The organism is Streptomyces sp. NPDC058195, assembly GCF_042883525.1.
Taxonomy (GTDB): domain Bacteria; phylum Actinomycetota; class Actinomycetes; order Streptomycetales; family Streptomycetaceae; genus Streptomyces.
This window is the reverse complement of the sequence record NZ_JBHVVM010000007.1, coordinates 155967-180198: the sequence shown is the minus strand read 5'-3', so window position 1 is coordinate 180198 and position 24232 is coordinate 155967. Positions and strand designations below refer to the sequence as shown.

20 protein-coding genes and 1 riboswitch are annotated in these 24232 nt (G+C 73.1%); of the genes, 8 read left to right on the top strand and 12 right to left on the bottom strand.

Annotation, left to right across the window (positions count from 1 at the left end; genetic code table 11):
• Positions 1-47 precede the first annotated feature (47 nt).
• Positions 48-1190 carry an 8-amino-7-oxononanoate synthase gene (locus tag ACFVWY_RS11760; RefSeq protein WP_389870091.1) on the top strand — a complete coding sequence of 381 codons (1143 nt, stop codon included), beginning with the start codon at positions 48-50 and terminating at the stop codon, positions 1188-1190.
• Between the two features lie 110 nt (positions 1191-1300).
• Here the strand turns inward: ACFVWY_RS11760 and ACFVWY_RS11755 are convergent, their stop codons facing one another.
• Both ACFVWY_RS11755 and ACFVWY_RS11750 read right to left on the bottom strand, forming a co-directional pair.
• Positions 1301-1507, bottom strand: coding sequence for a DUF397 domain-containing protein (locus ACFVWY_RS11755; protein WP_389870089.1), 207 nt, complete (start codon positions 1505-1507; stop codon positions 1301-1303).
• 23 nt (positions 1508-1530) lie between these two features.
• Entirely contained in the window at positions 1531-2391 is an 861-nt protein-coding gene (locus ACFVWY_RS11750) for a helix-turn-helix domain-containing protein (protein WP_389870087.1), read from the bottom strand.
• Positions 2392-2594: 203 nt separating this feature from the next.
• Here ACFVWY_RS11750 and ACFVWY_RS11745 point away from each other — a divergent pair, with 203 nt between their 5' ends.
• On the top strand, positions 2595-3071 hold the full coding sequence (locus ACFVWY_RS11745; RefSeq protein WP_389870085.1) for an ATP-binding protein: 477 nt from the start codon (positions 2595-2597) through the stop codon (positions 3069-3071).
• On the opposite strand, the gene ACFVWY_RS11740 is transcribed toward ACFVWY_RS11745, so the two are convergent.
• The 3 genes from ACFVWY_RS11740 to ACFVWY_RS11730 form a co-directional block, all read right to left on the bottom strand.
• Positions 3053-3526: a C40 family peptidase gene (locus tag ACFVWY_RS11740; protein ID WP_389870082.1), complete on the bottom strand. Its 474-nt coding sequence runs from the start codon at positions 3524-3526 to the stop codon at positions 3053-3055. The genes ACFVWY_RS11745 and ACFVWY_RS11740 overlap by 19 nt on opposite strands.
• Before the next feature lie 3 nt (positions 3527-3529).
• Positions 3530-3728, bottom strand: a riboswitch (cyclic di-AMP (ydaO/yuaA leader).
• A 361-nt stretch (positions 3729-4089) separates the two neighbouring features.
• Positions 4090-4398 carry a hypothetical protein gene (locus ACFVWY_RS11735; protein WP_389870079.1) on the bottom strand — a complete coding sequence of 103 codons (309 nt, stop codon included), beginning with the start codon at positions 4396-4398 and terminating at the stop codon, positions 4090-4092.
• A gap of 7 nt (positions 4399-4405) precedes the next feature.
• Positions 4406-5044, bottom strand: a complete 639-nt coding sequence (locus ACFVWY_RS11730; RefSeq protein ID WP_389870076.1) for an ATP-dependent Clp protease proteolytic subunit — start codon at positions 5042-5044, stop codon at positions 4406-4408.
• Positions 5045-5132: 88 nt separating this feature from the next.
• Here ACFVWY_RS11730 and ACFVWY_RS11725 point away from each other — a divergent pair, with 88 nt between their 5' ends.
• Entirely contained in the window at positions 5133-5453 is a 321-nt protein-coding gene (locus ACFVWY_RS11725; protein ID WP_389870073.1) for a type II toxin-antitoxin system Phd/YefM family antitoxin, read from the top strand.
• Between the two features lie 352 nt (positions 5454-5805).
• Here ACFVWY_RS11725 and ACFVWY_RS11720 read toward each other — a convergent pair whose 3' ends face one another.
• From ACFVWY_RS11720 to gcvPA, 6 genes are all read right to left on the bottom strand, one after another.
• The gene (locus ACFVWY_RS11720) at positions 5806-6855 is read right to left on the bottom strand and encodes an NAD-dependent epimerase/dehydratase family protein (protein ID WP_389870070.1); all 1050 of its coding nucleotides are present in this window, start codon (positions 6853-6855) and stop codon (positions 5806-5808) included.
• A gap of 118 nt (positions 6856-6973) precedes the next feature.
• Positions 6974-7615: a GntR family transcriptional regulator gene (locus ACFVWY_RS11715; protein ID WP_389870067.1), complete on the bottom strand. Its 642-nt coding sequence runs from the start codon at positions 7613-7615 to the stop codon at positions 6974-6976.
• Positions 7616-7664: 49 nt separating this feature from the next.
• Positions 7665-8411 carry an SDR family NAD(P)-dependent oxidoreductase gene (locus tag ACFVWY_RS11710; protein ID WP_389870065.1) on the bottom strand — a complete coding sequence of 249 codons (747 nt, stop codon included), beginning with the start codon at positions 8409-8411 and terminating at the stop codon, positions 7665-7667.
• A 42-nt stretch (positions 8412-8453) separates the two neighbouring features.
• Complete coding sequence (locus tag ACFVWY_RS11705) at positions 8454-9581, bottom strand: ATP-NAD kinase family protein (RefSeq protein WP_389870062.1); 1128 nt, start codon at positions 9579-9581, stop codon at positions 8454-8456.
• Positions 9578-11176: an aminomethyl-transferring glycine dehydrogenase subunit GcvPB gene (gene gcvPB / locus ACFVWY_RS11700; RefSeq protein WP_389870059.1), complete on the bottom strand. Its 1599-nt coding sequence runs from the start codon at positions 11174-11176 to the stop codon at positions 9578-9580. The genes ACFVWY_RS11705 and gcvPB overlap by 4 nt, the downstream gene beginning before the upstream one ends.
• A complete protein-coding gene (gene gcvPA, locus ACFVWY_RS11695) occupies positions 11173-12564 on the bottom strand; it encodes an aminomethyl-transferring glycine dehydrogenase subunit GcvPA (RefSeq protein WP_389870056.1) in 1392 nt (463 codons plus the stop codon). The genes gcvPB and gcvPA overlap by 4 nt, the downstream gene beginning before the upstream one ends.
• A 144-nt stretch (positions 12565-12708) precedes the next feature.
• Here gcvPA and ACFVWY_RS11690 point away from each other — a divergent pair, with 144 nt between their 5' ends.
• Genes ACFVWY_RS11690 through ACFVWY_RS11670 form a run of 5 tightly spaced genes read left to right on the top strand, consistent with a single transcriptional unit; the run spans position 12709 to position 20053 of the window.
• Positions 12709-14046, top strand: coding sequence for an ABC transporter substrate-binding protein (locus ACFVWY_RS11690; protein WP_389870053.1), 1338 nt, complete (start codon positions 12709-12711; stop codon positions 14044-14046).
• A 4-nt stretch (positions 14047-14050) separates the two neighbouring features.
• Positions 14051-14971, top strand: coding sequence for a carbohydrate ABC transporter permease (locus tag ACFVWY_RS11685; RefSeq protein ID WP_389870050.1), 921 nt, complete (start codon positions 14051-14053; stop codon positions 14969-14971).
• Entirely contained in the window at positions 14968-15825 is an 858-nt protein-coding gene (locus ACFVWY_RS11680) for a carbohydrate ABC transporter permease (protein WP_389870047.1), read from the top strand. The genes ACFVWY_RS11685 and ACFVWY_RS11680 overlap by 4 nt, the downstream gene beginning before the upstream one ends.
• Positions 15822-17852: a beta-galactosidase gene (locus tag ACFVWY_RS11675; protein ID WP_389870044.1), complete on the top strand. Its 2031-nt coding sequence runs from the start codon at positions 15822-15824 to the stop codon at positions 17850-17852. The genes ACFVWY_RS11680 and ACFVWY_RS11675 overlap by 4 nt, the downstream gene beginning before the upstream one ends.
• Positions 17849-20053 (top strand): trehalase family glycosidase, encoded by a 2205-nt coding sequence (locus ACFVWY_RS11670; RefSeq protein ID WP_389870041.1) that lies wholly within the window; start codon positions 17849-17851, stop codon positions 20051-20053. Before ACFVWY_RS11675 ends, ACFVWY_RS11670 begins: the two co-directional genes overlap by 4 nt.
• Before the next feature lie 96 nt (positions 20054-20149).
• On the opposite strand, the gene ACFVWY_RS11665 is transcribed toward ACFVWY_RS11670, so the two are convergent.
• Complete coding sequence (locus ACFVWY_RS11665; RefSeq protein ID WP_389870038.1) at positions 20150-24229, bottom strand: hypothetical protein; 4080 nt, start codon at positions 24227-24229, stop codon at positions 20150-20152.
• Positions 24230-24232 lie beyond the last annotated feature (3 nt).

Here is a 24232-nt window from a genome sequence, read left to right as displayed (position 1 = left end):
CGTGCCCGCGGTTAAGGTCTGTGAGCTGCCTACAAAAGGGACCGCTCATGTCCTTCGACCCGTTCAGCTGGACCGACGCCGAGGCACGCCGTCGTGCCGACGCCGGACTCGTCCGTGTCCTGCGTCCCCGGCCCGCCGTCTGCGGGCTCCTCGACCTCGCGAGCAACGACTACCTGGGGCTGGCCAGACACCCCGGCATCACCGGGGCCGCGGCCGCGGCCGCGCGCGAATGGGGCGCGGGCGCGACCGGTTCACGACTGGTCACCGGCTCCACCGCACTCCACGCCGCGCTCGAACAGGAACTGGCGGAGTTCTGCGGTTTCGAGGCGGCCCTGGTGCTGTCCTCCGGCTACGCGGCCAACCTCGCCGCCGTCACGGCGCTCACCGGACACGGCTCACTGATCGTCTCGGACGCGGGCAACCACGCCTCGATCGTGGACGGCTGCCGGCTCTCCCGCGCCCGGACCGCCGTCGTGCCGCACGCCGAACCCGAGGCCGTACGCAAAGCCCTGCGGACGCGCGACGGGCGGGCGCTGGTCGTCACGGACTCGGTCTTCTCGGTCGACGGCGACGCGGCGCCGCTGTCCGAACTGGCCGGGATCTGCCGTACGGAGGACTCCGCGCTGCTCGTCGACGACGCGCACGGACTGGGCGTGCTGGGGGCGGGCGGCCGGGGCGCATTGGCCGCCGCCGGGCTCGCGGGCGACGCCGGGACCGTCCTCACGCTGACCCTCTCCAAGTCCCTCGGCAGCCAGGGCGGAGCCATTCTCGGTCCGGCCCGGGTCATCGACCACCTCGTCAACACGGCCCGGACGTTCATCTTCGACACCGGCCTCGCACCGGCCGCCGCGGGCGCCGCCCTCGCAGGCCTGCGGCTGCTGCGCCGCGAGCCCGGACGGGCCGAACGGGTCCGTGCGGTGGCCACCGTGCTCCACCAACGGCTGACCGCGGCCGGACTGTCCGCCGTACGGCCCGACGCGGCGGTGGTGTCGGTCCGCGCGCCCTCGGCGGACGCGGCGGTGCGCTGGGCGGCTGACTGCCGTGCGGCCGGTGTCCTCGTCGGCTGTTTCCGTCCCCCGTCGGTGCCCGACGGGGTGTCCCGGCTCCGGCTGACCGCGCGCGCCGACCTGACCGAGGAGGAGATCACCACCGCCGTGGAGACCGTCGTGCGGACCGCCCCCGCCAGCTGACCGCACCGCCCCCGACCAGCTGTCAGGAGGCGCTGGCCGGCCGCGCGGCTGGCCGCACCGCCATCCGGCCGGGCCGTCAGCCGTTCCGAGCTGGCACCGGACCGCGGCCGTCAGCCGGCCAGAGTCCGGTGCAGACCGGTGACGAAGGAGGTCCAGGCCGTCGCGGAGAACCGTAACGGCGTTCTGGACAGGTCCTTGGAGTCCCGCACGGCGAGCCGTCCGTCGGAGACGGGCGCGGTCTCCACGCAGTTGTTCATGCCCGTGCTGCGGCTGCTGCGCCGCCAGTCCGAGCCGTGCTGTGCCAGGCAGTCCGACATGAGGTCCCTCCGGGCGGTCCGGTTCACTGTGCGCCGCGGTCGATCGCGGCGATGAGGTCCAGCGAGTGCTCCGGCGACAGCGCGTGCGCCTGCATGGTGCGGAAGGCCGAGCTGTACGCCTCAAGGTCTTCTTTCCGCTCCAGATAGAGGCTACTCGTCAAATGGTCAAGAACGACCACATCCAGATCAGAAGTGTTCGGGAATGAGAAAATAACGAAAGGCCCGGTCAGCCCGGCGTACCCGCCCATCGCGAACGGCAGCAACTGGAGCCGTACGTGGGGGAGCTGGGCCACTCTGGTCAGATGGCGCAGCTGCTCCCGCATCACCCGGCAGCCGCCGACCTGGCGCCGCAGTACCGCCTCGTCGAGCACCGCGCTCAGCCGCAGCGGCGGATCGGTCCGCAGCACCCCCTGCCGGGCCAGCCGCACCTCCACCAGCGAGTCCAGCTGACCGGCGGGCAGCCCGTCCAGCGAGGCCCGGGTCACCGCACGCGCGTAGTCGGCGGTCTGCAGGAGCCCCGGCACCACCGAGGTCTCCAGTGTGCGTGCGGTGCGCGCCTGCGACTCCAGGCTGATGAAGTCGCGGTACTGGGGCGGGAGCAGGCCGCGATAGGCATGCCACCAGCCGGTACCGCCCCCACCGGCCGAGCCCGCCAGTGCCGCCAGGAGGCCGCGCAACCGGGCGTCGTCCACGCCGTACGTGTCCAGCAGCCGGTTCACGTCGGCGGGATGCACCCCGCTCACGCCGGTCTCGATCCGGCTCACCTTCGACTGGTGCCAGCCGAGTGTCCGGGCCGCTTCCCGGCTGGTGAGCCCCGACGCGTGGCGCAGGCTCCGCAGTTCTTCCCCGAGTTTGCGGCGTCGCACCGCGGGGCCGTGCTGCATGCGCGCTCTCCCTCTTCCGCCGACCGGACAGTGTGCCGCCGTTCACAGGCGCAGGTGGCAGAGTTCACCGCATTGAGCGATAGATATATGCATATTGTGGTGTGGCACCCCCACAGCGGGCAGCATCAGGGGCAATCCGGCGCCAAGCGCGGCCCGGCCCGGCCCGATCGGTGGACCGGCCCGGGAGGGAAGGACGGCACGCTGTGGCAGATCATCAGAGGGCATGCGTCACCCTGCCGAGCGATCCGGTCTCGGTTCCGGCGGCGCGCAGATACGTGGTCGGGGTGCTCGGCGGATGGGGTCTGGCCGACGACGCCGATTTCGTCGACGGCGTCCGGCTCATCGTCTCCGAACTGGCGACCAACGTCGTGCAGCACACCTTCGGGCAGTCGCCCACCTTCACCGTGGACCTCCGGCTGGACCAGGAGGAGAGGTTCCGCCTGGGGGTGACGGACAGTCATCCGCAGTGGCCCAGGCGACCGCCCGCCGCGGTGCGGCAGGACAACGGACGTGGCATGGGGATCATCCGCTGTCTGGCGCAGCAGCGCGGCGGGCGGCTGACCGTCACCCCCACCTCCGACGGCGGCAAGACGGTGTGGGTCGTGCTGCCGTGGCGGGTGCCCGTGCGGAGCCGGGCGGGGGCTTCGGGGACCGGCCGGGCTCAGCCGACCCGGCCGTAGTAGACGCTCTTGGTCCAGATCTTCTCCAGCCGGACCACCGCGCCGCTCCTGGGCGAGTGCCAGATCCTGCCCGCTCCGGCGTAGATCCCGACGTGGTAGACGCTGCGGCCGTAGTGGAAGAAGACCAGGTCGCCGCGTTGCCGGCGTGAGGCCGAGACGTGCCGGGTCCGGTTGTACTGCTGCTGTGCGGTGCGGGGGAGCTTCTTGCCGGCCTTCTTGAACGCGTAGAGGGTCAGGCCCGAGCAGTCGAAGCGGTGGGGACCGGCGGCGCCCCAGCGGTACGGCGCCCCCTTCTTCGATGCCGCGATGCCGAGCGCCTTCGTCGATACGGTCGCGGCCTGGGCGTCCGCCTGGACACCCGGGGCGAACATGGTGCCGCCGACGGCGGCGAGAGTGAGAACCGAGGCCGTTCCGGCCCGGACGAACAGAGACGGGACATGAACCTGCGCAGACATGCGCAACCCTTCGTCAGCCGCCTGTGAAGGATGACCTGTCGGGTTCGGGCCGGCGAAGTCGCCCGGCCGCGTGGTGCGGCTTCACCCCGAGGGTCGTCCGGTGTGTCCGGGCCGACCCGTTGTGCCTGGGTCCTCCACTCCTGCCGATCCACTCTCGTCGACCAGGCATCCGGACGGCGGCAGGACTCGGCGTCCGCCCGGACCGCCCCGCCGCGGTGGCGGGGGCTTGTCGTCCCAGGGATCTTGACCCACGGATCATCGGATTTCCGAGCCGAAAATGGGATATGTGAGGCTCCTCACGACTGATCCATTCAGGTGGACATGGTGCGCTCCGGGCTGCTGACGGAGCTTCGGGCCCACGCCGTACCAGCGACGGAAGCGTAGATTCCGGTCACTGTCCCTGTGAAACGCGCAAGTTGAGCGGTCTCGCGTGCGAGGGACTTCCTACGCCGAACGAGCGAGGAAATCCGATCACCGTGTCGGGTGTGTCGGCCACGGCGGCGGGGTGAGGGCCGTGGGCGGTGCGGCCGCCCGCCTCGCCCACGGCGGAGCGCACGCTCCGGTCACATCGTGGGAGCCGGGGGTACGGTGACGCGCCCGGCGCGCCGCTCACCGTCCAGCACGCGCAGCGCCCGTGCGAGCGTCGCGGTGTGGATGTGTGCCTCCCCCCGTTCGTGCATCAGCGCCAGCGCTTCCCGCAGCGCCACCGCGTGCGAGGCCAGTGCCTGAGCGGCGCGCAGCGCGCCGTAGGTGTCGGTGCCCCGGGCCGGGTTGATCCGGCCGAGCTGGTCGACGACGTCGAGGTAGCGGTCGATGAACTCTCCCTCGGCGCGGGTCAGCGCGGGAAGCGGCGGGAGTTCGGGCGGTCGCATCGTGCGTTCACCGCGCGGCGTGCGGTGGGCGGGAGGCGTTCCGGTTCTCCAGGACGTGATCCACCAGGCCGTACGCCCGTGCTCCCGCCGCGTCGAGGATCAGGTCGCGCTCGATGTCCGCGGCGATCCGTCCGGTGTCGCGGCCGGTGTGCCGCGCCAGCAGTTCGATCAGCAGCGTGTGGAGCCGTTCCATCTCCCGGGCCTCGACGGCCAGGTCGGACGGCTGGCCCCGTACCGGTTCGGGGAGTTCGGGCTGGCGCACGAGCACCCGGGCGCCGGGCAGCGCGTGCCGGTGACCAGGGGCGCCCGCGGCGAGCAGTACGGAGGCGCAGGGGCCTGCCTGGCCGAGGCAGAAGGTCTCCACCTCGCAGGTCACGTACTGCATGGTGTCGTAGATCGCGGACATGGCCTCGAAGGAGCCGCCGGGGGAGTTGATGTAGAGCGAGACGGGCCGGTCCGGGGCGGCGTGCTCCAGGTACATGAACTGCGCGATCAGATCCGAGGCGGCGGCGTCGTCGACCGGGGTGCCGAGGAAGATGATCCGCTCGGCCAGCAGCTTGGAGTACGGGTCGAGGGTGCGGACACCGTCGGTCGTGCGCTCGGTGAACTCGGGCAGCACATGGCGGGCTGCGGGGCGGAACGGCATGGTGACGCCTCTCCTTCGGAACGGACACGGGCCCCGTTCGGGCTTCCGTGGAAAATGTACAGGACGTACAGAAGGTTAGGATGGGAGCATGGCCTACGAGATTCCTGTGACGCAAGCCCGTGCTGAGCTCGCCGAACTGATCAACCGAGTCGTCTACGGCGGCGAGCGCGTGGTCGTGACCCGTCACGGCAAGCCGTTGGTGGCGCTTGTGTCGGCCGCTGACCTGGAACGACTGGAGCAGGGCGCGGAAAATACCGAGGAGCGGGTGATCAGCTCGGTCTCCTCGGTCGGCCCGGCGCTGTCCGCTCCCGGTGAACGCCGTCGCTTCGGCATCGCGGCGGAGCACACCGGGCACACCGGTCACACCGGGCACACCGGGCACGCGGGTCGTCACGAGCACGACGGCTGAACGCCGTACCAGCGGCCCCGGAGCGTGCCCCGTTCCCGCGCCGGGTACGGAAAGGCCGGGCGCCCCTGTCCGCCGAGGCGGGGACACCCGGCTGGCCTGCCGCGCGGGGCAGGCCCGCCGGGGCGGGCTCCGGCAAGGCGCTCCGTTTCACCGGCACCCGGGCCGCGGACCGAGCCGCGTCATCGGCCCCGATGGGTACCGCACACGGCGGGCGGCGTCGATGCGGCCGCCGCCACCGGCCCCGAGACGCTGGAGAACCGGCCGCGCGGGCCGATGTCCGGGGAGTCTGCGCAGTCGGCCCGGGCGCGGGGCGGCATCCCGCCGAGGAGCCGCCGCCGAGCGTCGGCCCGTCTCAGCTCCGCCGGTCGTACGCCGCCAGCCAGGCGTCCTCCGCCGCGTAGTCGAAGAGCTTCTCCCCGTACGCCCGCAGCATGGCGGGGAAGACCTCCCGCCAGTCCCGGTCCGCCAGCCGCGCCGCGAGCCAGCCGACCGTCTCCGGGAGCGAGTCCATGTAGTCCGTGACCGGGCGGTAGCCCAGCTCGTGCCCGGCCGCCGTCATGTCGTACACGATGGGATGCGCGCCGCTCCACGGCGTCATTCCGACGAAGCCCTCCTCCGGCATCCCCTCGCGCAGCACCGTCTCGGTGCTGCGGCCGAGTACCGCGTCGACGGCCTCACCGATCTCCGCGACCGTCGGCGCGTACGGGTCACCGGCGTTGAGCACCCGCGAGCCGGGCCGCAGAGCCGCGAGCCGGATCAGCTCGGCCAGGTTGGAGACATGCACCGGGTGGAAGCGCGACCTTCCGCCGAGGGCGAGCACCCGCCGCTCCCGGCCGTCCAGCAGCCGCTTCACGAAGTACAGCTCACGCGGCGAGCGGCAGTGCGGGCCGTGCACCGCCCCGGCCCGCAGCAGTGTCACCGGCAGTGCCTCCCCGGCCGCCAGCAGATCGCGCTCCAGCTGGATCTTCCGCGTCCCGTACGTCGCCTCACCGGGCGGCAAGGTGCGGTACGACTCCGGGATCGGCACCGGGTAGTGCGGAGCGCCGCCCGGCTCGCCCTGCGTGTCGAAGCTGCGGCCCCGCTCGTCCTCGTACACCGCGCCACTGGAGATGACCACCGCCGAGCCGATCCGGTCGGCGAGAGCGGTCAGCTGGAGGGCATGGCTCCTGTGGTACGCCACCATGTCGACCAGCAGGTCGCAGCCCTCGCCCAGCGCCGCCGCGAGCGCCCCGTCGGCGTCCCGGTCCAGGGCGGCCGTGCGCACGGCCCCGTCCCACCGTTCGTCCCGGCCGCCCCCGAGCGAGGCGGCCGTCACCTCCCAGCCGTCCTCGGCGAGGGCCCGCACGGCCACCCGTCCGATCTGTCCCGTCGCTCCCAGCACCCATGCGTTTCCCCTGTTCATGGAGGGAACGCTAGGGCGAACAGCCGTGAACTCCGGTGGTGTTCACCCTGCGCGGATCCGCTCTCGGCGTCACCGCCGCGGGAACCTTCCGGGCAGATGGCCGAGTCCGCCGCCCCGGTCAGTCCTCCAGGTGCTCCAGGATGCGGTGCATTCCGCTGTTCCAGTTCTCCTTGAGCGCCGAGACGGCCGCGTCCAGGTCGCCGCGCTGGAGGCACTCCGCTATCCGCTCGTGCTCCTCGGCGGAGCGCTCCAGGATGTCCTGATCGCCCAGGGCCACCCGCTCGTAGCGGTGCATCGTCACCTTCAGGGAGGTGATCAGCTTCATCAGACGGTCGTTGGTGCAGCCGGACAGGAGCAGATCGTGCCAGGCGTCGTCGTACCGCTCTATGACATCGTGCGGGGCCTGCGGGGCCGAGAAGGCGCGGGCTTCCTCCAGCAGCCGGGGAGCCGTCGCCACCAGATGCTCCGGATCGCTCGACTCCAGGGCGAGGGCCTCCAGCGTCGCCACGATCGCTGACAGGTCGCGGAACTCCTGCGCGCTGAGCGGCGTGAAGCGGAAACCCTTGCCGCGCTCGCTGGTGATGACGCCCTCGCGCTCCAGCGTGATCAGCGCCTCGCGCAGCGGTGTCCGGCTGACGCCGAGCTCGGTGGCCAGCTGCCCCTCGTTGATCGGTGAGCTGGTCGCGATCGTGCCGCGCCCGAGGCGCTTGATCAGTTCCTCCTTGACCTGTTCGCGCAGCGGGCGGTTTTCGATTGGCATGTGCGGCTGCCCTCCCCTTCGGTCCGGTCGATTATCCGCTACCCGAACGTCACGCGGTACCGGCGCCGTCGACGGGAATGACCGCCCCGCTCAGGAACGCCGAGGCGTCGGAGGCCAGGAACGCCACGGTCTGGGCGATGTCCCGGGGCTGCCCGATCCGGCCCAGGGGCCGGTCGGCGGCGTCGGCGTAGAAGGCGTCGGCGCTCTCGCCGAGCTGGCGGGCCTCGTCGGCGAGCATCCCGGTCGCGGTGTCGCCCGGACAGACGCAGTTGACCCGGATGTTGTCGGGGCCGTGGTCGATGGCCATGGCCCGGGTCATGTTGACGACGGCGCCCTTGGACGCGCAGTACGAGACGGCCCGGCCGCCGCCCCGGATGCCCCACCCGGAGCCGGTGTTGACGATGGAGCCGCCGCCCCGTGCCGCCATGCCCGGTATCACCAGCCGGCTCATCAGCATCACCGAGCGGATGTTCACCGCCATCACCAGGTCCCAGTCGTCCTCGGTGATCTCGCAGACCGTGGAACGGCGGATGATGCCCGCGTTGTTGAAGAGGACGTCGACCCCGCCGAACCGCTCCTGTGCCGTGCGCACCACGGCCTCGCAGTCCTCGCGCCGCGCCACGTCGCAGCGCACGAAGACACCGCCGGTGTCCTTCGCGGCGCGCTCGCCGCCGTCCGTGTCGATGTCGGCGATCACCACCCGGGCGCCGAGTTCGGCGAGGACCTGTGCGGTGGCGCGGCCGATCCCGGCTCCGCCGCCGGTGACGATCGCGCGCTTGCCGTCGAGGGAAATCATGCTGGGCTCCTTGGGTCCGGTGTCGGGGAAGAGGTACGGGGCTCAGCCGGCCAGCCGGTACAGCGCGGTGCTCCGGCGGCCGGTGATGACGGGGTGGTAGCCGGACAGCTCCGCGTCGAGCGCGTCGTCTCCGGTGTCGAGGAGGAGGGGACGGCCGCCGAGCGCGGCCAGCTTCGCCTCGGTGCACAGCACGAGCAGGCGCTCGCGTCCGCCCGCCGCGCGCAGGGCACGCGGGGAGATCTGCTGGTTGCCGCGGCCCAGGAGGAAGCCCTGGCCGCCGATGGGGGAGAGGGCGACCCAGGCGGGCCCGAGCGACAGCAGGGCGTCCTCGGCGGCTTCGCGGACGACGACCCGGGGCGGGTGACCGGGCCGCAGCGCGAGCACGTCCACCCCGGTGAGCGAGGTGTCCGCGCCGAGCACGGCCGCCACCGCCCGGGTGGTGGATCCGGGGCCGAGCACCAGCAGCCCCTTCCCGACCCGCCCGGCGACCTCCGACGCGATGCCGCCCACCGCCTCCGGTGCCACCGCGGTGCTGCCGGTCTTGCGTTGCTGCACCCGGACCGGCACGTCCGGGACCGGCAGCCACCCGAAGAGCCGGGAGGCGACCCGCCCCCGGTCCAGGGCCTCGTCGTCGCGGTCCATGACCTCGGCGTCCCGCAGCCGGACCCCGCCCGTGCGGTCCAGCCACGCCGCGGCGACCTCGCCCGCGGCACGCGGGCTGACAGCGAAGACCGCCGAGTGCATCTTCACTCCGGTCGGCACACCGAGGACCGGGCACCGCACGCCGTCCAGCGCGCGGAGCACGTCCCGCGCGGTGCCGTCGCCGCCCGCGAAGAGCAGCAGGTCCACGCCCTCGGCGACGACGGCCCGCACCGCGGCGGCCGTGTCCGCCGCCGAGGTGTCCCGACCGTCCCGCGCGGCGTACACGACCCGCGCGGTGAGTCCGGCGGCGGCGACCGGTCCGGCCCCCAGGGCCCCGGCCGCGGTGACGACGAGCGGCGCCCGGCCCGCCGCGAGTCCGGCCAGCGCGGTGGTGGCCCGCGCCCCCGCCAGGGGGCGGGCGCCGAGCGCCAGCGCCGCGCGTGCCCGGTCGGGGCCGTCGGTGCCGCCCAGGCCCACCCGGCCGCCGAGTCCGGCGACCGGGTTGACCACCAGACCGATCCGGGTCATCCCCGGTCCGCCTCGCCGAGCACCTTGCGGCGGTAGGCGCGCCAGGAGACCGCCCAGGTCTCCGGCGAGTCCAGGGCTTCGGGGCGTACCCGGTGGATCGTCGAGCGGTGCGGCGCGGTGCGTACCGTCTCCGGGTCCTCGTACGCCTCGCGGGCGACCTCCGCGAGGATCGCCGCGTACTCGTCGAGGTCGGCACGGGTGTAGGACTCGGTGGGCTCCAGCGTCATGGGCTCGGGCACCACGTAGGGGTGGTGGCTGGTCCAGTAGTGGGTGCCGAAGTCGGCGGCCCGCAGGCCGAGGTCCTCGGAGTGCAGCCCGGTGTCCTGGTGGAGCTGTTCCCAGCTGTAGCGGACCTGCTCCACGCGCGGGCGCCCCGCCGCGTACGGCACCGAGACGCCCCGGATCCGCCGTACCTTGTGGAGCAGGTAGTTGTTGTTGAGCACGGCCGTCTCGGCGGCGGCCCGCAGCCCCTCGGCGCCGAGCGACATGATCCAGGCGTACGCGCGGACCAGGTTGGGCACCACGCCGTAGAACGGCCGCATCTTGCCGACCGACTCCGGCCGGTCGTCGTCCAGGCGGAACAGACCGGTGTCCGGGTCGCGTTCGACCGTCGGACGCGGCAGGTACGGGGCGAGCTCCTCGGTGACCGCGCAGGCGCCCGCCGCCGGGCCGCCGCAGGCGTGCGGTGTCGAGAACGTCTTGTGCAGGTTGAAGTGGCACAGGTCGAAGCCCGCGTCCCGGGCCCGGGTGATGCCGAGGATGCCGTTCGCGTTGGCCTGGTCGTACGAGCACAGGCCGCCCGCCTCGTGCACGATCCGCACGAACTCCTCGATGCGCGGGTTGTAGATGCCGGTGTCCTCGGGGTTCGTGATGAGGAGAGCCGCGGTGCGCGGGCCGGCCGCCGCCTTCAGCGCCTCGATGTCCGGGTAGCCGTCCGCGTCCGGGTGGAGGGTGATGACCTTGAAGCCCGCCGTCTTCGCGCAGGCCGCGTTCGAGGGATGGGAGAAGATCGTCGTGATGATCTCGTCACGCTGCTCCAGCTCGCCGCGGGCGGCGAAGTGGGCCCGGATCATCGCGACGTTGGTGTAGATCGCGGCGGAGCCCGCGCCCGGCTGGAGCGAGACCCGGTCCATGCCGGAGATCTCCTTCAGCAGTTGCTCCAGGCTGTGGATGATCCCGAGGACGCCCTGGACGGTGTCGGCGTCCTGGAGCGGGTGGAGCGCGGCGATCCGGGGATCGCGGACGAACTGGTCGTTGACCTTGGGGCTGTATTTCATGGTGCAGGTGCCCTGGCCGACGTCGATGTTGAGGTCGGCGCCCAGATTCTCCTGCGAGAGGCGCAGGTAGTGGCGGAGCACCTGCTGCTGGGACAGCTCCGGCAGGGCGGGCGGCGCGGCCCGGCGCAGCGCGGCGGGGACGCTCACCGGCTCGACGGACGGATCCGGAGCGGGGACGAGCACGCCGCGTTCGCCCGGTGATCCCAGCTCGAAGATCAGCTTCTCGTCCCAGGAGGCCTGCCGGAACCTGCGCAGCGGCGGCTTGGCGGCGACGCGCGCCTGCTCGGGCGTCACGGAAACCGGTGTGTGGGCGGTCACTTGACGATCTCCTCCAGGGTCGCGGCGAGCCGGTCGATGTCGGCCTTGGTGTGGACTTCGGTGACGCAGTAGGCGGCCGTGCGGGCGCCGGTCGGGGTGCCGCCGAAGATGCCCCGCTCCTTGAGCCCGGCGCTGATCTCGGCGGCCGTGCGGGCGCCCGTGTAGCGGACGGTGAAGTCGGCGAAGTGCAGGGCGTCGCCGTACGGGACCTCGATGCCGGGGACCTCGGCCAGGCGCCTTCGGGCGTAGGCGGTGAGCGCGAGGATCGTGTCACCGATCTCCCGCATGCCCTGCGGGCCCATCAGCGCGAGGTAGACCCCGGCGCCGATGCCGTGCAGCGCGGCGGCGGTACCGACCCACTCCTTGCCCTCCTCGCGCAGCGCGAAGGAGGTCCGTTCGTAGGCCACGTCGCCGAAGCCGTACTCGCCCTCGACCGCCGTCGGGACCAGTCCGAACAGGCGGGAGGGGTACTCCGCGACCAGCCGTTCCTCGTCGCGGGTGGCGATGAAGCCCGCGTTGCCGCCGCCGAAGCTCTGGTGCAGGCCGAGCGGCTGGATGTCACCGCAGGCGATGTCCGCGCCGTATGCGCGGGGAGGGGCGAGCACGCCGAGCGTGAGCGGGTTGCAGCCCACCACGTACAGCGCGCCGGTGTCGTGGGCGAGCCCGGCGAGCAGGGGCAGTGCCTCGTCGACGATGCCGAGCGCGGAGGGCGTGTCCGCGTACACCGCCGCCGTGTCACCGGGGGCGAGCACCGCGCGGACCGCGTCGAGGTCGGCGCAGCCGGTTTCCGGGTCGACCGGGACCACCGTCACCTCGTGGTCGGGGCGTACGTAGTCATGGATGCGGGAGAGTTTGTCGGCGTCGACCGCGGTGGCGACCACCACCCGGCGGCGGCCGGTGATCCGGCCAGCCATCCGCAGCGCGGTCCCGGCCGCCTGGAAGCCGTCGTACACCGGAACGTTGACGACCTCGACATCGAGGAGTTCGGCCATCATCGACTGGTACTCCCACAGCGCCTGGAAGCGGCCGTGGTCCTCGTAGGGCTCGCCCGCGTAGGCGGTGAGGAACTCGCTGCGGTTGACGACCTCGTCCACGACGGCCGGTACATGGTGCTGGTAGCAGCCCGATCCGAGGAAGCTGAGCATCTGCCGCGTCGAGGTGTTGCGGCCGAGCAGCTCCTCCATATGACGGGTGAGTTCGGCTTCCGAACGCAGCGGGGCGGGCAGGTCGAGGGGGCGGTGCAGCCGGATGGAGTCCGGGATGTCGGCGTAGAAGTCCTCGACGCTCGCGGCGCCGATCTCGTCCAGCATCGCCTGCCGCACGGCCGGGACGGCGTTGGGGATGTACGGGTGGGTGTACGGGGGGACGGATTCCTGAGGTGGCGTCATGCCGCGCCTTTCGCGTGGGCCGACTCGGTCGGGTCGGTCATGGACACAGCAGCAAAAGTCTTTGGGTGTACACCTCTTGACGGCAGCCTCCGTCATTCAGTGTTCTGAATACAGCATTAGGCATTCAGGCTCCAGGAGGCAAGAGTGTCAACACGACCCACCCGTAGGGCCGTTCTGGCCACGGGACTCGCGACCGCGGCGGCCACCCTGGCCGGCGGATGCGCCATGGGCGGCACCGGAGGCGGCAGGACCCGCGACATCGGGGGCGGGGCGAAGGAGGGAGGGGGCGAGGTCAGCGGGAAGATCACCGTCTGGTCGTGGGACGTGGCGGCCAACGCCCTCAAGCGCCTCGCCCGCACCTTCGAGAAACGCCACCCCGGCACCACCGTCGACGTCACCGACATCGGCTACGACAACGCCGCCGACAAGATCACCGTGGGACTGCGCGGCGGCTCCGGACTCGCCGACGTCCTCACGATCGGCGGAAACCAACTGCCCCGGTACACCGGGAACTTCCCCCAGGGCTTCTACGACCTGGGCAGTCTCGGAGGCCGCTACGGAGGCGACTTCGACCGCGCCTCCTGGCGCACCGTCAGCGGAGCCGGCCATGAGGTCTTCGGCCTGCCCTGGGACATCGGTCCCTGCGCGCTCTACTACCGCAAGGACCACTTCCGCGCCGCCGGAGTCGACCCGCGCAAGCTCCTCACCTGGGACGACTACGTGGCGGCGGGCGTCCGCATCAAGAAGGCCACCGGCCACAAGCTGCTCATCATGGACACCACCAACACCGGAATCCTGCCCACCCTTCTCCAGCAGCAGGGGCAGGCCTACTTCAAGAACGGCCGGGTCGCGGTCGACAGCCCCGAGGCCGTGAAGGCCCTCACCCTGATGAAGACCCTGCACGACCGGGACCTGATCGACTACGAGAAGGGCTGGAGCGGGCTGGTCACCGGCACCAAGGAGGGCAAGGCCGCCACCAATCCCACCGCCGCCTGGTGGACCGGCACCCTCACCGAGGAGATGCCGGAACTGAAGGGCAGGTTCGGTGTGGTGCCGCTGCCCGGCTTCACCGCCGCCGGCCCCCGCACCTCGAACGAGGGCGGTTCCACCCTCTGCGTCCCCGCACAGAGCGAGAACCCCGAACTCGCCTGGGCCTTCATCGAGTTCGTCCTCACCAACCGGACCAACCAGGTCTCCATGCTCAAGCACGAAGGGCTCTTCCCCGCCTACCTTCCCGCACTGGACGACCCGTACCTGAGCGCCGGACAGGACTATTTCGGCGGGCAGCCGGTCCTCGACGTGTTCGCTGAACTGGCCCGCGGTATCCCGCCGGTCGAGTACACCAAGGACGACGCGAAGGCCGTCGACATCATGGTCGCCGCAGTCACCGGTGTGACGCTCCGCGGCAAGGACCCGCGCGCCTCCCTGGAATCGGCGGCCCGGCAGATCGCCGCGGCCACCGGCCGCGAGAGGATGAAGTAGCCCGATGGCCGTCACCACCGCCCACGACAGGCCGCCCGCACCCGCCCGCACCCGGGCACGCCGCGTCCGGCGCCGCCCCACCGCGTGGATATTCGCCGGGCCCGCGGCCGTCCTCTTCGCGCTCTTCTTCGCCTACCCGCTGGGCGCGAGCCTGCTGCAGAGCTTCACCACCGACGACGCCGGAGTCACCCGCTGGGCCGGACTCGACCAGTACCGGCGGATGACCGACGACCCGGTGTTCCTGAAGTCCCTGCTCAACACCGGGGCCATCCTCGTCGTCCAGGTCCCCGTCATGATCGGCCTCGCGCTCGTCCTCGCCGTTCTGCTCAACCAGTCCTGGCTGCGCTTCCGCGGCACCTGGCGCGCCGTCTACTTCCTGCCCGCCGTCACCACCCTCGTCGCCTACGCCGTGGTCTTCCAGGTGCTCCTCAAGACCGACGGCGGACTGGTCAACCAGATACTCGGTGCCGTCGGCATCGGCCAGATCGACTGGCTCAACAGCCCCACCTGGGCCCGGGTTTCCCTGATCGTCTCCCTGACCTGGCGCTGGACCGGCTACAACGCCGTCATCCTGCTCGCCGGACTCCAGTCCATCGGCAGGGAACAGTACGAGGCCGCGGCGATCGACGGCGCGGGCACCCTGACCACGTACGCCCGCGTCATCCTGCCGCAGCTGCGCCCCGTCGTCCTGTTCTGTGTGATCACCTCCACCATCGGGACGCTCCAGCTCTTCGACGAGAACTACGTCCTCACCCGCGGCGGCCCCGACGACGCCACCCTCACCCCGGTCCTCTACCTCTACCGGGTCGGCTTCCAGCAGTTCGACTTCGGCTACGCCGCCGCCATCGCCTGGGTCGTCGTGCTCCTCATCGCCGCGGTCTCCGCCCTCCAGTACCTCGCCTTCGGAAGGGAGCGCCGCCGGTGACCGCCCTCCCGCAGGCCCCCGCGCGCGTCCACCCGGCCCGGCGCGCGGGCCGGCTCCTCGTCCGGCTGGCCCTCGCGGCCGGGGCCGTCATCAGCCTCCTGCCGTTCCTCTGGATGGCGATCGCCTCGACCCACTCCACCTCCGAACTGTTCCGCTCGCCGCCGCCCTTCCTGCCCGGCGGCAGGCTGCTCGACAACCTCGTCCGGCTCCAGGACACCATCGGCTTCGGACAGGTCCTGCTCAACAGCGTCGGGATCGCGGTCATCCACACCGTGCTCAGCTCGCTGATCTCCGCGATGTGCGGCTACGGCCTGGCCAAGTTCCGCTTCCGCGGCCGCGGCCTGCTGCTCGGCGTCGTGCTCGCCACGATGATGATCCCCTTCCAGGTCCTGCTCGTACCGCTGTTCCAGATGATGGCGAGTGTCGGCTGGATCGACTCCTACCAGGCGGTCATCCTGCCGTTCCTGGTGAACTCCTTCGGCATCCTGCTGATGCGGCAGGGCTTCGTCGGCTTCCCCGACGAACTCCTCGAATCGGCCCGCATCGACGGCTCCGGCGAGGTCCGCACCTTCTACCAGGTGGTGCTGCCCTGCGTGCGCCCCCAGCTCGGCGCCCTGGTCATCTTCACGTTCATGGCGCAGTGGAACAGCTTCATCTGGCCGCTGCTCATGCTGAACTCCGAGGACAAGTACACCGTGCCCGTCGCACTCAACACCCTCACCGGGCTCACCCGCGTCGACTACTCCGGCCTGATGCTCGGCTCGCTCCTCGCCACCCTTCCGCTGATGCTCCTCTTCCTCCTCTTCCAGCGGCAGTTCGTCGCCGGACTCCTCGGCGGGGCGGTGAAGGGATGAACCACCTGACCCGCGTCCCCGGCCTCCTCTACGGCGGCGACTACAACCCCGAGCAGTGGCCCGAGCACGTCCGGGCCGAGGACGCCCGGCTGATGCGCGAGGCCGGTGTCACCATGGTCACCGTCGGCGTCTTCTCCTGGGCCAGGCTCCAGACCGGCCCCGGCGCCTGGGACTTCGGCTGGTTTGACCGGCTCCTCGACCTGCTCCACGCGCACGGCATCGCCGTTGACCTGGCCACCGCGACCGCCTCACCGCCCGCGTGGCTGATCCGCGCCCACCCCGGGATCCTGCCGGTCACCGCCGACGGCGTACGCCTCGAATTCGGCTCGCGCCAGCACTACTGTCCCTCCTCGCCCGAATACCGCGCCGCCGCGCTCCGCCTGACCCGCACCCTCGCCGAACGCTACGCACACCACCCCGCGCTCGCGCTCTGGCACATCCACAACGAGTACGGCGACCACGTCACCGAATGCTTCTGCGCCCGCTCCGCCACACACTTCCGCACCTGGCTCACCGAGCGCTACGGCACGATCGACGCCCTCAACCACGCCTGGGGCACCGCCTTCTGGTCGCAGCACTACACCACGTACGGGGAGATCGAACCGCCCCGCACCGCCCCCGGCCCGGTCAACCCGACCCAGCTGCTGGACTGGCGCCGCTTCTGCTCCGACGCCCTGCTCGACTGCCATCGCGCCGAGCGCGAGGCCCTGCGCGAACTGAGCCCCGGCATCCCGGCGACCACCAACTTCATGTCGATGTTCAAGGCACTCGACTACTGGGAGTGGGCCCGGCACGAGGACTTCGTCTCCGACGACGCCTACCCCGACCCCGCCGACCCGCACGCCCACGTCAACGCCGCCCTCAACTACGACCTGATGCGCTCCCTCAAGGGCGGCCGACCCTGGCTGCTCCTCGAACAGGCACCCTCCGCGGTCAGCTGGAGGCCCGTCAACGTCCCCAAGAAATCCGGACTGCAACGGCTCTGGTCCCTCCAGGCCCTGGCCCGGGGAGCCGACGGCGTCATGTACTTCCAGTGGCGGGCCTCCCGGGCCGGGGCGGAGAAGTACCACAGCGCGATGCTCCCGCACCGCGGCACCGCCTCCCGCGGCTGGCGGGAGACGGTCCGCTTCGGAGCCGAACTCGCCCGCCTCGGCAGCGTAGCGGGCGCCACCACCACCGCCGACGTGGCCATCCTCCTCGACTGGGATTCCTGGTGGGCCCTGGAGGCCGAGGACCACCCCTCCGCCCGGATGCGCTGGCGCGACCTCCTGCGCCCCTGGTACGCCGCACTCCACACCCGTGCCGTCACCCCCGACTTCGTACCCCCGCACGCGGACCTGACCGGCTACCGCGCCGTCCTGGCCCCCAACCTCCACCTGCTGCGGCCCGAGGACGCCGCACGCATCACCGCCTACGTGCACGACGGCGGCCACTTCGTCTGCGGCCCCTTCAGCGGCGTCGTCGACGGCCACGACCACATCCACGACGGCGGGGCGCCCGGACCGCTGCGCGAACTCCTCGGCGTGTCCGTCGACGAGTTCTGGCCGATCCCCGACGGGGCGTTCCTCCCCCTCGCCTCCGGCACCCGGGCCACCCTGTGGAGCGAGTGGATCGAACCCGAGGCCCCGGACACCGAGGTCATCGACACGTACGCGGACGGCGAACTGGCCGGCCGCCCCGCCGTCACCCGCCGCCGCCACGGCAGCGGCACCGCCTGGTACACCGGCGCCCACCTCGACGACGGCATCGCCACCGTGCTCGGACCGGCGCTGCGCGCGGCGGGCGTACGCCCCGTGCTCGACGTCCCCCAAGGCGTCGAGGCGACCGTGCGCACCGGCGAGCACGGCAGCCACCTCTTCGTCCTCAACCACCGCGACCACCCGACGCGCACCCCCCTGGCCGGCCCCTGGGCCGCCGGAGCCACCGACCTGCTCACCGGCGCCACCGTCCGCGGCCACCTCGACCTCGGCCCGCTGGGCGCCGCCGTGCTGCGCCTCGCCACCCACCCTGGAGAGACCGGAAAATGACCCGCTGGAGAGACCGGCACCCGTCCGCGCACCGCCCGCTGAGCGCCCTGACCGCACTCCTCCTGGCCGGTGGCGCCCTCGCCGCACCGCAGACCGCCGCCGCCCACGACCGGCCGTCACCCCCGCCCGCCTACGCCGACGTCCTCGACCTGCACGGCACCCCCGCCGCGGCGGAGCCCGGCGACGGAGAGGACAACAACCCGGTCGGTGTCTTCGCCGACCTGGGTGCCTGGCACGCCTACGCCCTGCCGGAGACCGGCGACACGGACGCCTACGGCGGCTTCACCGGCCCCCTCTACATCGCCCAGGAGTACCCCTGGTGGCTCAGCCGCTCCTTCAGCCGCATCCGGCTCACCGAGCGGGGCCGCCCCCTCGACCTGGCCGGGGGCGGCACCCCCCGCTTCACCTCGCTGCCGGGCCGTCTCGTCCAGTCCTACGCCCTCGGCCGGGGCCTGAGCCTCACCCTCGAACTCCGCTTCGCCACCGACCGCACCGCCCTGGTCGGCGCCGAGCTCCGCAACACCGGCCCCAGCCCGCGTACCCTGGGCGCCGAGTGGACGGGCAGCCTGCTGCGCCCCGCCGACCGTCCGATGCGCGACGCGCCCACGCTGAGCGCCACTGCCTCCGGCGTCGGCGTCGACTTCGCGAAGGTCCGTGAGACCTGGGACTACCTCACCGACGGTACGGAGCGCTTCGAGGTCACCCACAAGGACCGCGTCCGCACCACGGTGGACGGCGATACCTACCGCACCGAGGCCGAGCGGCCGGTGACCCTCGCCCCCGGCCGCGCGCACCGCTTCGACTGGACCGAGTCCTACACCTTCACCGCCGCCGAACGCGCCGGGGAACGCGCCAAGGCCCGCTCCGTGCTGACCCGCCCCCGGACCGTCGAGGCCGCCGCCGACCGGCGCTGGCGGGGCTACGTCGCCGCAGTGACCCGGGGCGTACCGGCCGACCGGCGGCGCACCGCCGTGAAGTCGCTGGAGACGCTCGTCACCAACTGGCGCGGCGCCGCCGGGCAGATCAAGCACGACGGGATCACCCCGTCGATCTCCTACAAGTGGTTCACCGGCGGGATCTGGGCCTGGGACACCTGGAAGCAGGCCGTCGGCACCGCGCGCTTCGCGCCCGGACTCGCCCAGTCGCAGATCCGCGCCATGTTCGACTGGCAGGTCACCCCGGACTCCGCCACCCGCCCGCAGGACGCCGGCATGATTCCCGACGTCATCTTCTACAACGACCCCGCCCGCGGCGGCGGGAACTGGAACGAACGCAACTCCAAGCCCCCGCTGGCCGCCTGGGCGGTCTGGGAGGTGTACGAGAAGAGCGGGGACAAGGGATTCCTGCGCGAGATGTCCCCGAAGCTCGCCGCCTACCAGACGTGGTGGTACCGCAACCGGGACCACGACGGCAACGGCCTCGCCGAGTACGGCGCGACGGCCGACCCCGCCAACGCGACCGCCGAGGACCAGCGCCTGGCCGCCGCCTGGGAGAGCGGCATGGACAACGCGCCCCGCTTCGACGCGGCCCTCGGCACCGGGGTCGTCGCCAACCGGGCCGCCGACGGGACGCTGCTCGGCTACTCCCTCGACCAGGAGTCCGTCGACCTGAACGCCTACCTCGCCGCCGACCAGGAGTACCTGGCGAAGATCGCGGGCGCGCTGGGCCGGGGCGCCGACGCCGACCGCTGGAAGCGCCGCGCGCACACCACCGCCACCGCCGTGCGCACCCGGATGTACGACCCCTCCGACGGCTGGTTCCACGACCTCGCGCTCGGCACCAAAGCCCCGCTCACCGCCCGTGGCCGCGGCATCGAGGGAGCCGTCCCGCTCTGGACCGGCACAGCCTCCGCCACGCAGGCGCGCGCCGTGCGCGAGAAGCTGACCGATCCGGCTGAGTTCGCCACCACCGTCCCGTTCCCGACCGTCGCGAAGAGCTCCCCGTACTTCGCGCCGACCGCGTACTGGCGCGGCCCCGTCTGGCTCGACCAGGCCTACTTCGCGCTCGGCGGACTGCGCCGCTACGGGTACGGAAAGGACGCGGACACCCTGACCGACCGGCTCCTGGACCGGGCCTCGGGCCTCGCGGGCGACGGGCCGGTCATGGAGAACTACGACCCGACCACCGGGGCGCCGCTCAACTCGCCCCACTTCAGCTGGTCCGCGGCCCTGCTGCTGCCAATGCTGACCCGCGACCGGTAGGGAGCCCGGCACGGGGGCGCGCGACGCCGGACGCCATGCTCCCCGGGCATGCGTCCGGCCTGCCCCGGGACGGGCACCCGGGCACCCGGCTTCCGCTCAGGCCGGGCCCGTCAGCAGCCGTACGGGGCCGAACAGGCCGCTGACCCGCTGCCCGGGGAAGACGAAGTGGGTCGGGCCGACGGCGTCCAGCCGGGGCGCCAGGGTGTTGAACACGGTGATCTCCACCGTGTTGTCCCCGGCCGCGACCAGCCCCGTCAGATCGAACACGTACGGGGAACACACCCGCACCCCCGCGGCGGCCCCGCCGACCCGTACCTCCGCCGTGCCCCGCACCCGCCCGAGGTCCAGCGACACCCGTCCCGCGGCGGCCCCGGCGGGCAGCGACACCGTGCGGCCGTACCGCACGCCGCCGCTGTACTCGCACAGGCCCTGTTCCGCCCAGTCCCCGAGCCTGATCAGCCCGGGGCCGACCGTGCAGCGCACCGGCCCGGCCAGCGCCGCGCCCCCTTCGTACCCGGGGCGGGTCCGCACCCGCAGTGCCGCACGCCGAGGGCCGCCCGACGCCCCCGGCGGCACCGCGACCCTCACCGTACGCACCCCGCGGGCATCGGCGGCGGACACGCTGACCGGGCACGCGGCGCCGTCCACCCACACGGTGAGCGGTCCGCGCACCGGCACCGCCAGCCCGACGGTCCCGGGCGGGAGTGCGCACCACAGCCACTCCACCCCGCCCCGGCTCCCCGGTACCGCGCACCGCACCGGGAGCACGGTGCCGTCATCGGCGTCCGGGTCCAGCCACGCGGCACCCGGCAGCGGATGGGGGCGGCGGCGCAGGAACAGCGCGGCCGGATCGCCCTCCGGCTCCCGGCGCACCCGTACCGGCCCGCGGCCACGCGCCCCCTCGGCCCACCAGCGGCCGTCGCTGTGCAGGGCCGCGAGCCGCACGCCGTCCCGGTCCTCGAAGACCGCGTCCACCAGGACCGGGTCCTCGCCCCCGGAGACCTCCACGGTGAGGGTGTTGTCGCCGGTACACAGCGCCGCCGTCACATCGTGCCGCCGCACCCGGGGCACCGCGTGTTCGGCGTACGGATCGAAGCCTCCCTGCCTGCCGATGAGCAGCCCGTTCACCCGGAGCACACAGGGGGCCCGGGAGGCCAGCTGGACGATGGCCCTGCCGGGGAGCTCGGCGAGGCGCAGGGACGTCCCCATGGTGCCCGCGGCGTGGATCCACTCCGGGCGCAGACACCGCCCCACCTCGCGCACCAGCGCCAGGTGGGCCCGCAGCTCGCCGTCCAGCCCGGGGGTCAGCACCACGTCGAGCAGCCGTACCCCGGCCGCCACCCGCACCGGGCCCGTCGCGAGATGGCCGCCGTCGTCCAGGGCCACGGACACCCCGTCGAGCCGGGCCCGCTTGGCCGCCGCCGCCCCGAGCACGAGGTGCCCGTCGAAGGGCGCGTCCAGATGCAGGGCCACCCGCAGCCGCACCGGCTCCCCGGCGGCCACCCGGCCGAGGCGTACGAACTCCTCCGGCACGTGCCCCTTCGGACCGAGCACCGCGCGGTGCACCGGGTCCTTGTACACGCCCAGGGTCTCGGACCACTCGACGACCGAGGTGACGCGGCCTGCGGGCCCCTCCCGCAGCACGGCCGCGCGCGGACCGAACGTCGCGTGCACCGTGGTCCGTGCCGGAGTCCCGGAGCCGGACGGCAGGGCCCACCCGTCCCGGACGCCGTCCTCACCGGGCGCCTCCGCCCGGTGTCCGAAGGTCCGGCACTCGGTGACGGCCGGGCCCCCGGGCGGACCGGTCGCCGGACGGGCGAAGTCGCCCCAGGTGTCGTCGAGCGTCGGGACGAGCACCATGTCCCACTCCGCGTCCGGCGGCACCACGGCGAGGACGGCGGCGGGCGCGCGGCACACCGGCGGCCCGGCGGGCGCCGGGCCGGGCGCCGGGCCCGGCGCCGGGAGGACCAGCAGCGCCGCGGGGCCCGTGTCGAAGGGGACCTCGACCTCCACCGCCGGTCCCCCGTCCGTGACGGGCAGCACCGGCAGCACCCGGGGAGCACCGCCGAATGGGTCCACCAGCACGGCCGGGCCCGCCACGTCCCGTACCCGGACCCGGGCCCGGCGCGCCCAGCGGCCGGGGTCGAAGTCGTAGCGGGCGTCCAGCCAGCCCAGTGCGGCCCCCCGCTCGTCGGGGGCGGCCACGGACGCCCGGGTGGCCCGGGGGGAGCCCGCTGTCAGGAACACCACCGTGGCGCCCTCCACCCGGCGCGCGAGCGCGGGGACCGATGCGCGGACGACCGGCCGCAGAGCGCCCAGCGCCGCGCCGAGCGCTTCGTCCGCCCCGCTGCCCCCTTCCCCGTCCGGCAGGGGGATGTGCACCGCCCGGCCGTCCGCGAAGCACGTCCGCAGCTCGGTCGCGGGCCGGGGCGTGCCGGGGCCGACGAGCCGTTCGGGCAGCGCGCCCAGCGCGATCAGCAGCCCGCCCGCGGTGGCGAACTCCCCCAGTTGCCGCGCGGTCACCTCTTCGAGGACGGTGCAGGAGGGCAGTACCACCGCGGCGTACGCCTCGGCCGCGACCCGCAGCCGTACCCCGTCGCCGAGCCGGGAGACCTCGGCACGGGCCACCGACGCGTCGTCGATGACATCGGCGTCCACCCCCAGCCGGTCCAGGGCACCCGGCCGGGTACGGAACCAGGCCATGTCCCCGGTGAGCCCGAGGTACACCGACTGGGCGCGCGCCGCGTCCGGGGCCACCCCGTCCAGGGCGGTGCCCGCCTGCGCGGTCGTGGTGGGCAGCAGGACCGCGACGTCGCACAGGTGGTGACCGAGGCTCAGGGCCGCGCACAGCCGGGCCACGGCATCGGCGAAGACCCGGTGGTGGCGCCAGTACGGCTGACGCCAGTCGGTCGCCGGGGGAGCCCACTCCCACCAGCCGCCCTTGGTCGTGTAGTAGACGGCATGCGGGTTGTAGAGCGTGGCCCCGGCCCGCAGCCACGGGAGCAGCCAGTCGAAGGTCTCCTCCAGGGTGCCGCCCCAGCCGGTGGAGTGGAAGGCCTCCACCCAGGTACGGGGGCGGCCGTAGAGGTGGGCGAGCGAGGAGTGGACGCGGGCGTCCCCGTGGTGATCCGAGCCGGGAGCCGAGAACCAGCGGTGGGTGCGCGGGTAGTCGGCGTACAGCTCCACGCCCGCCACCGGATGCCCGGCGCGGGCGGGGTCCTGCTGATCGCAGCCGACGAGCAGCCCGTGCCGCTCGTGCCAGGCGGCCAGCGGCCGGAAGAAGGCATCCTCGGCCAGCTCGGCGCGGGTGAGGTGGTAGTCGCGGCGGACCCGGTGGGCGTCCGGGTCCGCCGCGTCGGCGTACAGGGCGTCGAGCCGGTCGGCGACGTCGTAGCCGCGCAGCCGCCGAAACGCGCCGGCGAAACCGTCCGACCAGGTCGGCAGTGACGGCAGTTCGTCCTGGAACGAGCCCACCACGACCGTCCCGAGCAGGCTGCCGAGCCGCCGCTCGAACTCCCCGTGCACCCGCTCCAGCAGTGCCGCGCACGCCCCGGCGCCGAGATAGTCGAAGCCGAGCGCCTCGTCGTGATGGAGCGTCAGCCGCCATCGCCCCGCGCCCGGCGCCCGCACCACCCCGTCGGTCACCGCCACCCGCACCGCCGGACCGGCGCTGTGGCCCTCACCGTCCACTGGCTCCGCGCTGCCCGCCAGCGGCCGGCCGCCCGCCGGGCAGCGCAGTTCGCCGGGCGCGTCCGCCGGGCACTCCACCACGGCCCGCGTCCGGCAGAGCCGGCGCCCCGCGTACCCCGGCCGCTCGTCGACCAGCCGGGCCTGGAGGTCGGCACCGGAGAAGCCGAGCTGGTCGTAGAACCAGAGACCGGTGCCCAGCACGCGGGCGTCCTCGCAGACCCCGGTGAACAGTTCCCACCACGCCTCGGAGAGGAACGGCGGGTCGTCGGCGTCCGAGCCGAACAGCGGACCCGACGGCGCCAGGTTGAGCACCACCAGCTGGTGCACCCCGCCCCGCGCGAAGTGCTCCAGCTGCGCCCGCAGCCGGGCCCGGTCGAGCCGCTCTCCGCTCCACCACCAGATCGCGACGGGGGAGAAGGAGCGCGGCGGTCTGGCCAGGACCGCCGCGAGGCGCTCGGGCAGGACCCCGCTCGCAGGGTCCGCCATGAG

Coding starts and splice junctions, on each gene's coding strand:
- ACFVWY_RS11735 (WP_389870079.1), bottom strand. CDS start 4,398: ATGCGACCGCCCGAACTCCCGCCGCTTCCCGCGCTGACCCGCGCCGAG.
- ACFVWY_RS11725 (WP_389870073.1), top strand. CDS start 5,133: ATGGCCTACGAGATTCCTGTGACGCAAGCCCGTGCTGAGCTCGCCGAA.
- ACFVWY_RS11730 (WP_389870076.1), bottom strand. CDS start 5,044: ATGCCGTTCCGCCCCGCAGCCCGCCATGTGCTGCCCGAGTTCACCGAG.
- ACFVWY_RS11705 (WP_389870062.1), bottom strand. CDS start 9,581: ATGACCCGGATCGGTCTGGTGGTCAACCCGGTCGCCGGACTCGGCGGC.
- ACFVWY_RS11750 (WP_389870087.1), bottom strand. CDS start 2,391: ATGCAGCACGGCCCCGCGGTGCGACGCCGCAAACTCGGGGAAGAACTG.
- ACFVWY_RS11715 (WP_389870067.1), bottom strand. CDS start 7,615: ATGCCAATCGAAAACCGCCCGCTGCGCGAACAGGTCAAGGAGGAACTG.
- ACFVWY_RS11675 (WP_389870044.1), top strand. CDS start 15,822: ATGAACCACCTGACCCGCGTCCCCGGCCTCCTCTACGGCGGCGACTAC.
- ACFVWY_RS11740 (WP_389870082.1), bottom strand. CDS start 3,526: ATGTCTGCGCAGGTTCATGTCCCGTCTCTGTTCGTCCGGGCCGGAACG.
- ACFVWY_RS11720 (WP_389870070.1), bottom strand. CDS start 6,855: ATGAACAGGGGAAACGCATGGGTGCTGGGAGCGACGGGACAGATCGGA.
- ACFVWY_RS11755 (WP_389870089.1), bottom strand. CDS start 1,507: ATGTCGGACTGCCTGGCACAGCACGGCTCGGACTGGCGGCGCAGCAGC.
- gcvPA (WP_389870056.1), bottom strand. CDS start 12,564: ATGACGCCACCTCAGGAATCCGTCCCCCCGTACACCCACCCGTACATC.
- ACFVWY_RS11670 (WP_389870041.1), top strand. CDS start 17,849: ATGACCCGCTGGAGAGACCGGCACCCGTCCGCGCACCGCCCGCTGAGC.
- ACFVWY_RS11760 (WP_389870091.1), top strand. CDS start 48: ATGTCCTTCGACCCGTTCAGCTGGACCGACGCCGAGGCACGCCGTCGT.
- ACFVWY_RS11710 (WP_389870065.1), bottom strand. CDS start 8,411: ATGATTTCCCTCGACGGCAAGCGCGCGATCGTCACCGGCGGCGGAGCC.
- ACFVWY_RS11665 (WP_389870038.1), bottom strand. CDS start 24,229: ATGGCGGACCCTGCGAGCGGGGTCCTGCCCGAGCGCCTCGCGGCGGTC.
- ACFVWY_RS11685 (WP_389870050.1), top strand. CDS start 14,051: ATGGCCGTCACCACCGCCCACGACAGGCCGCCCGCACCCGCCCGCACC.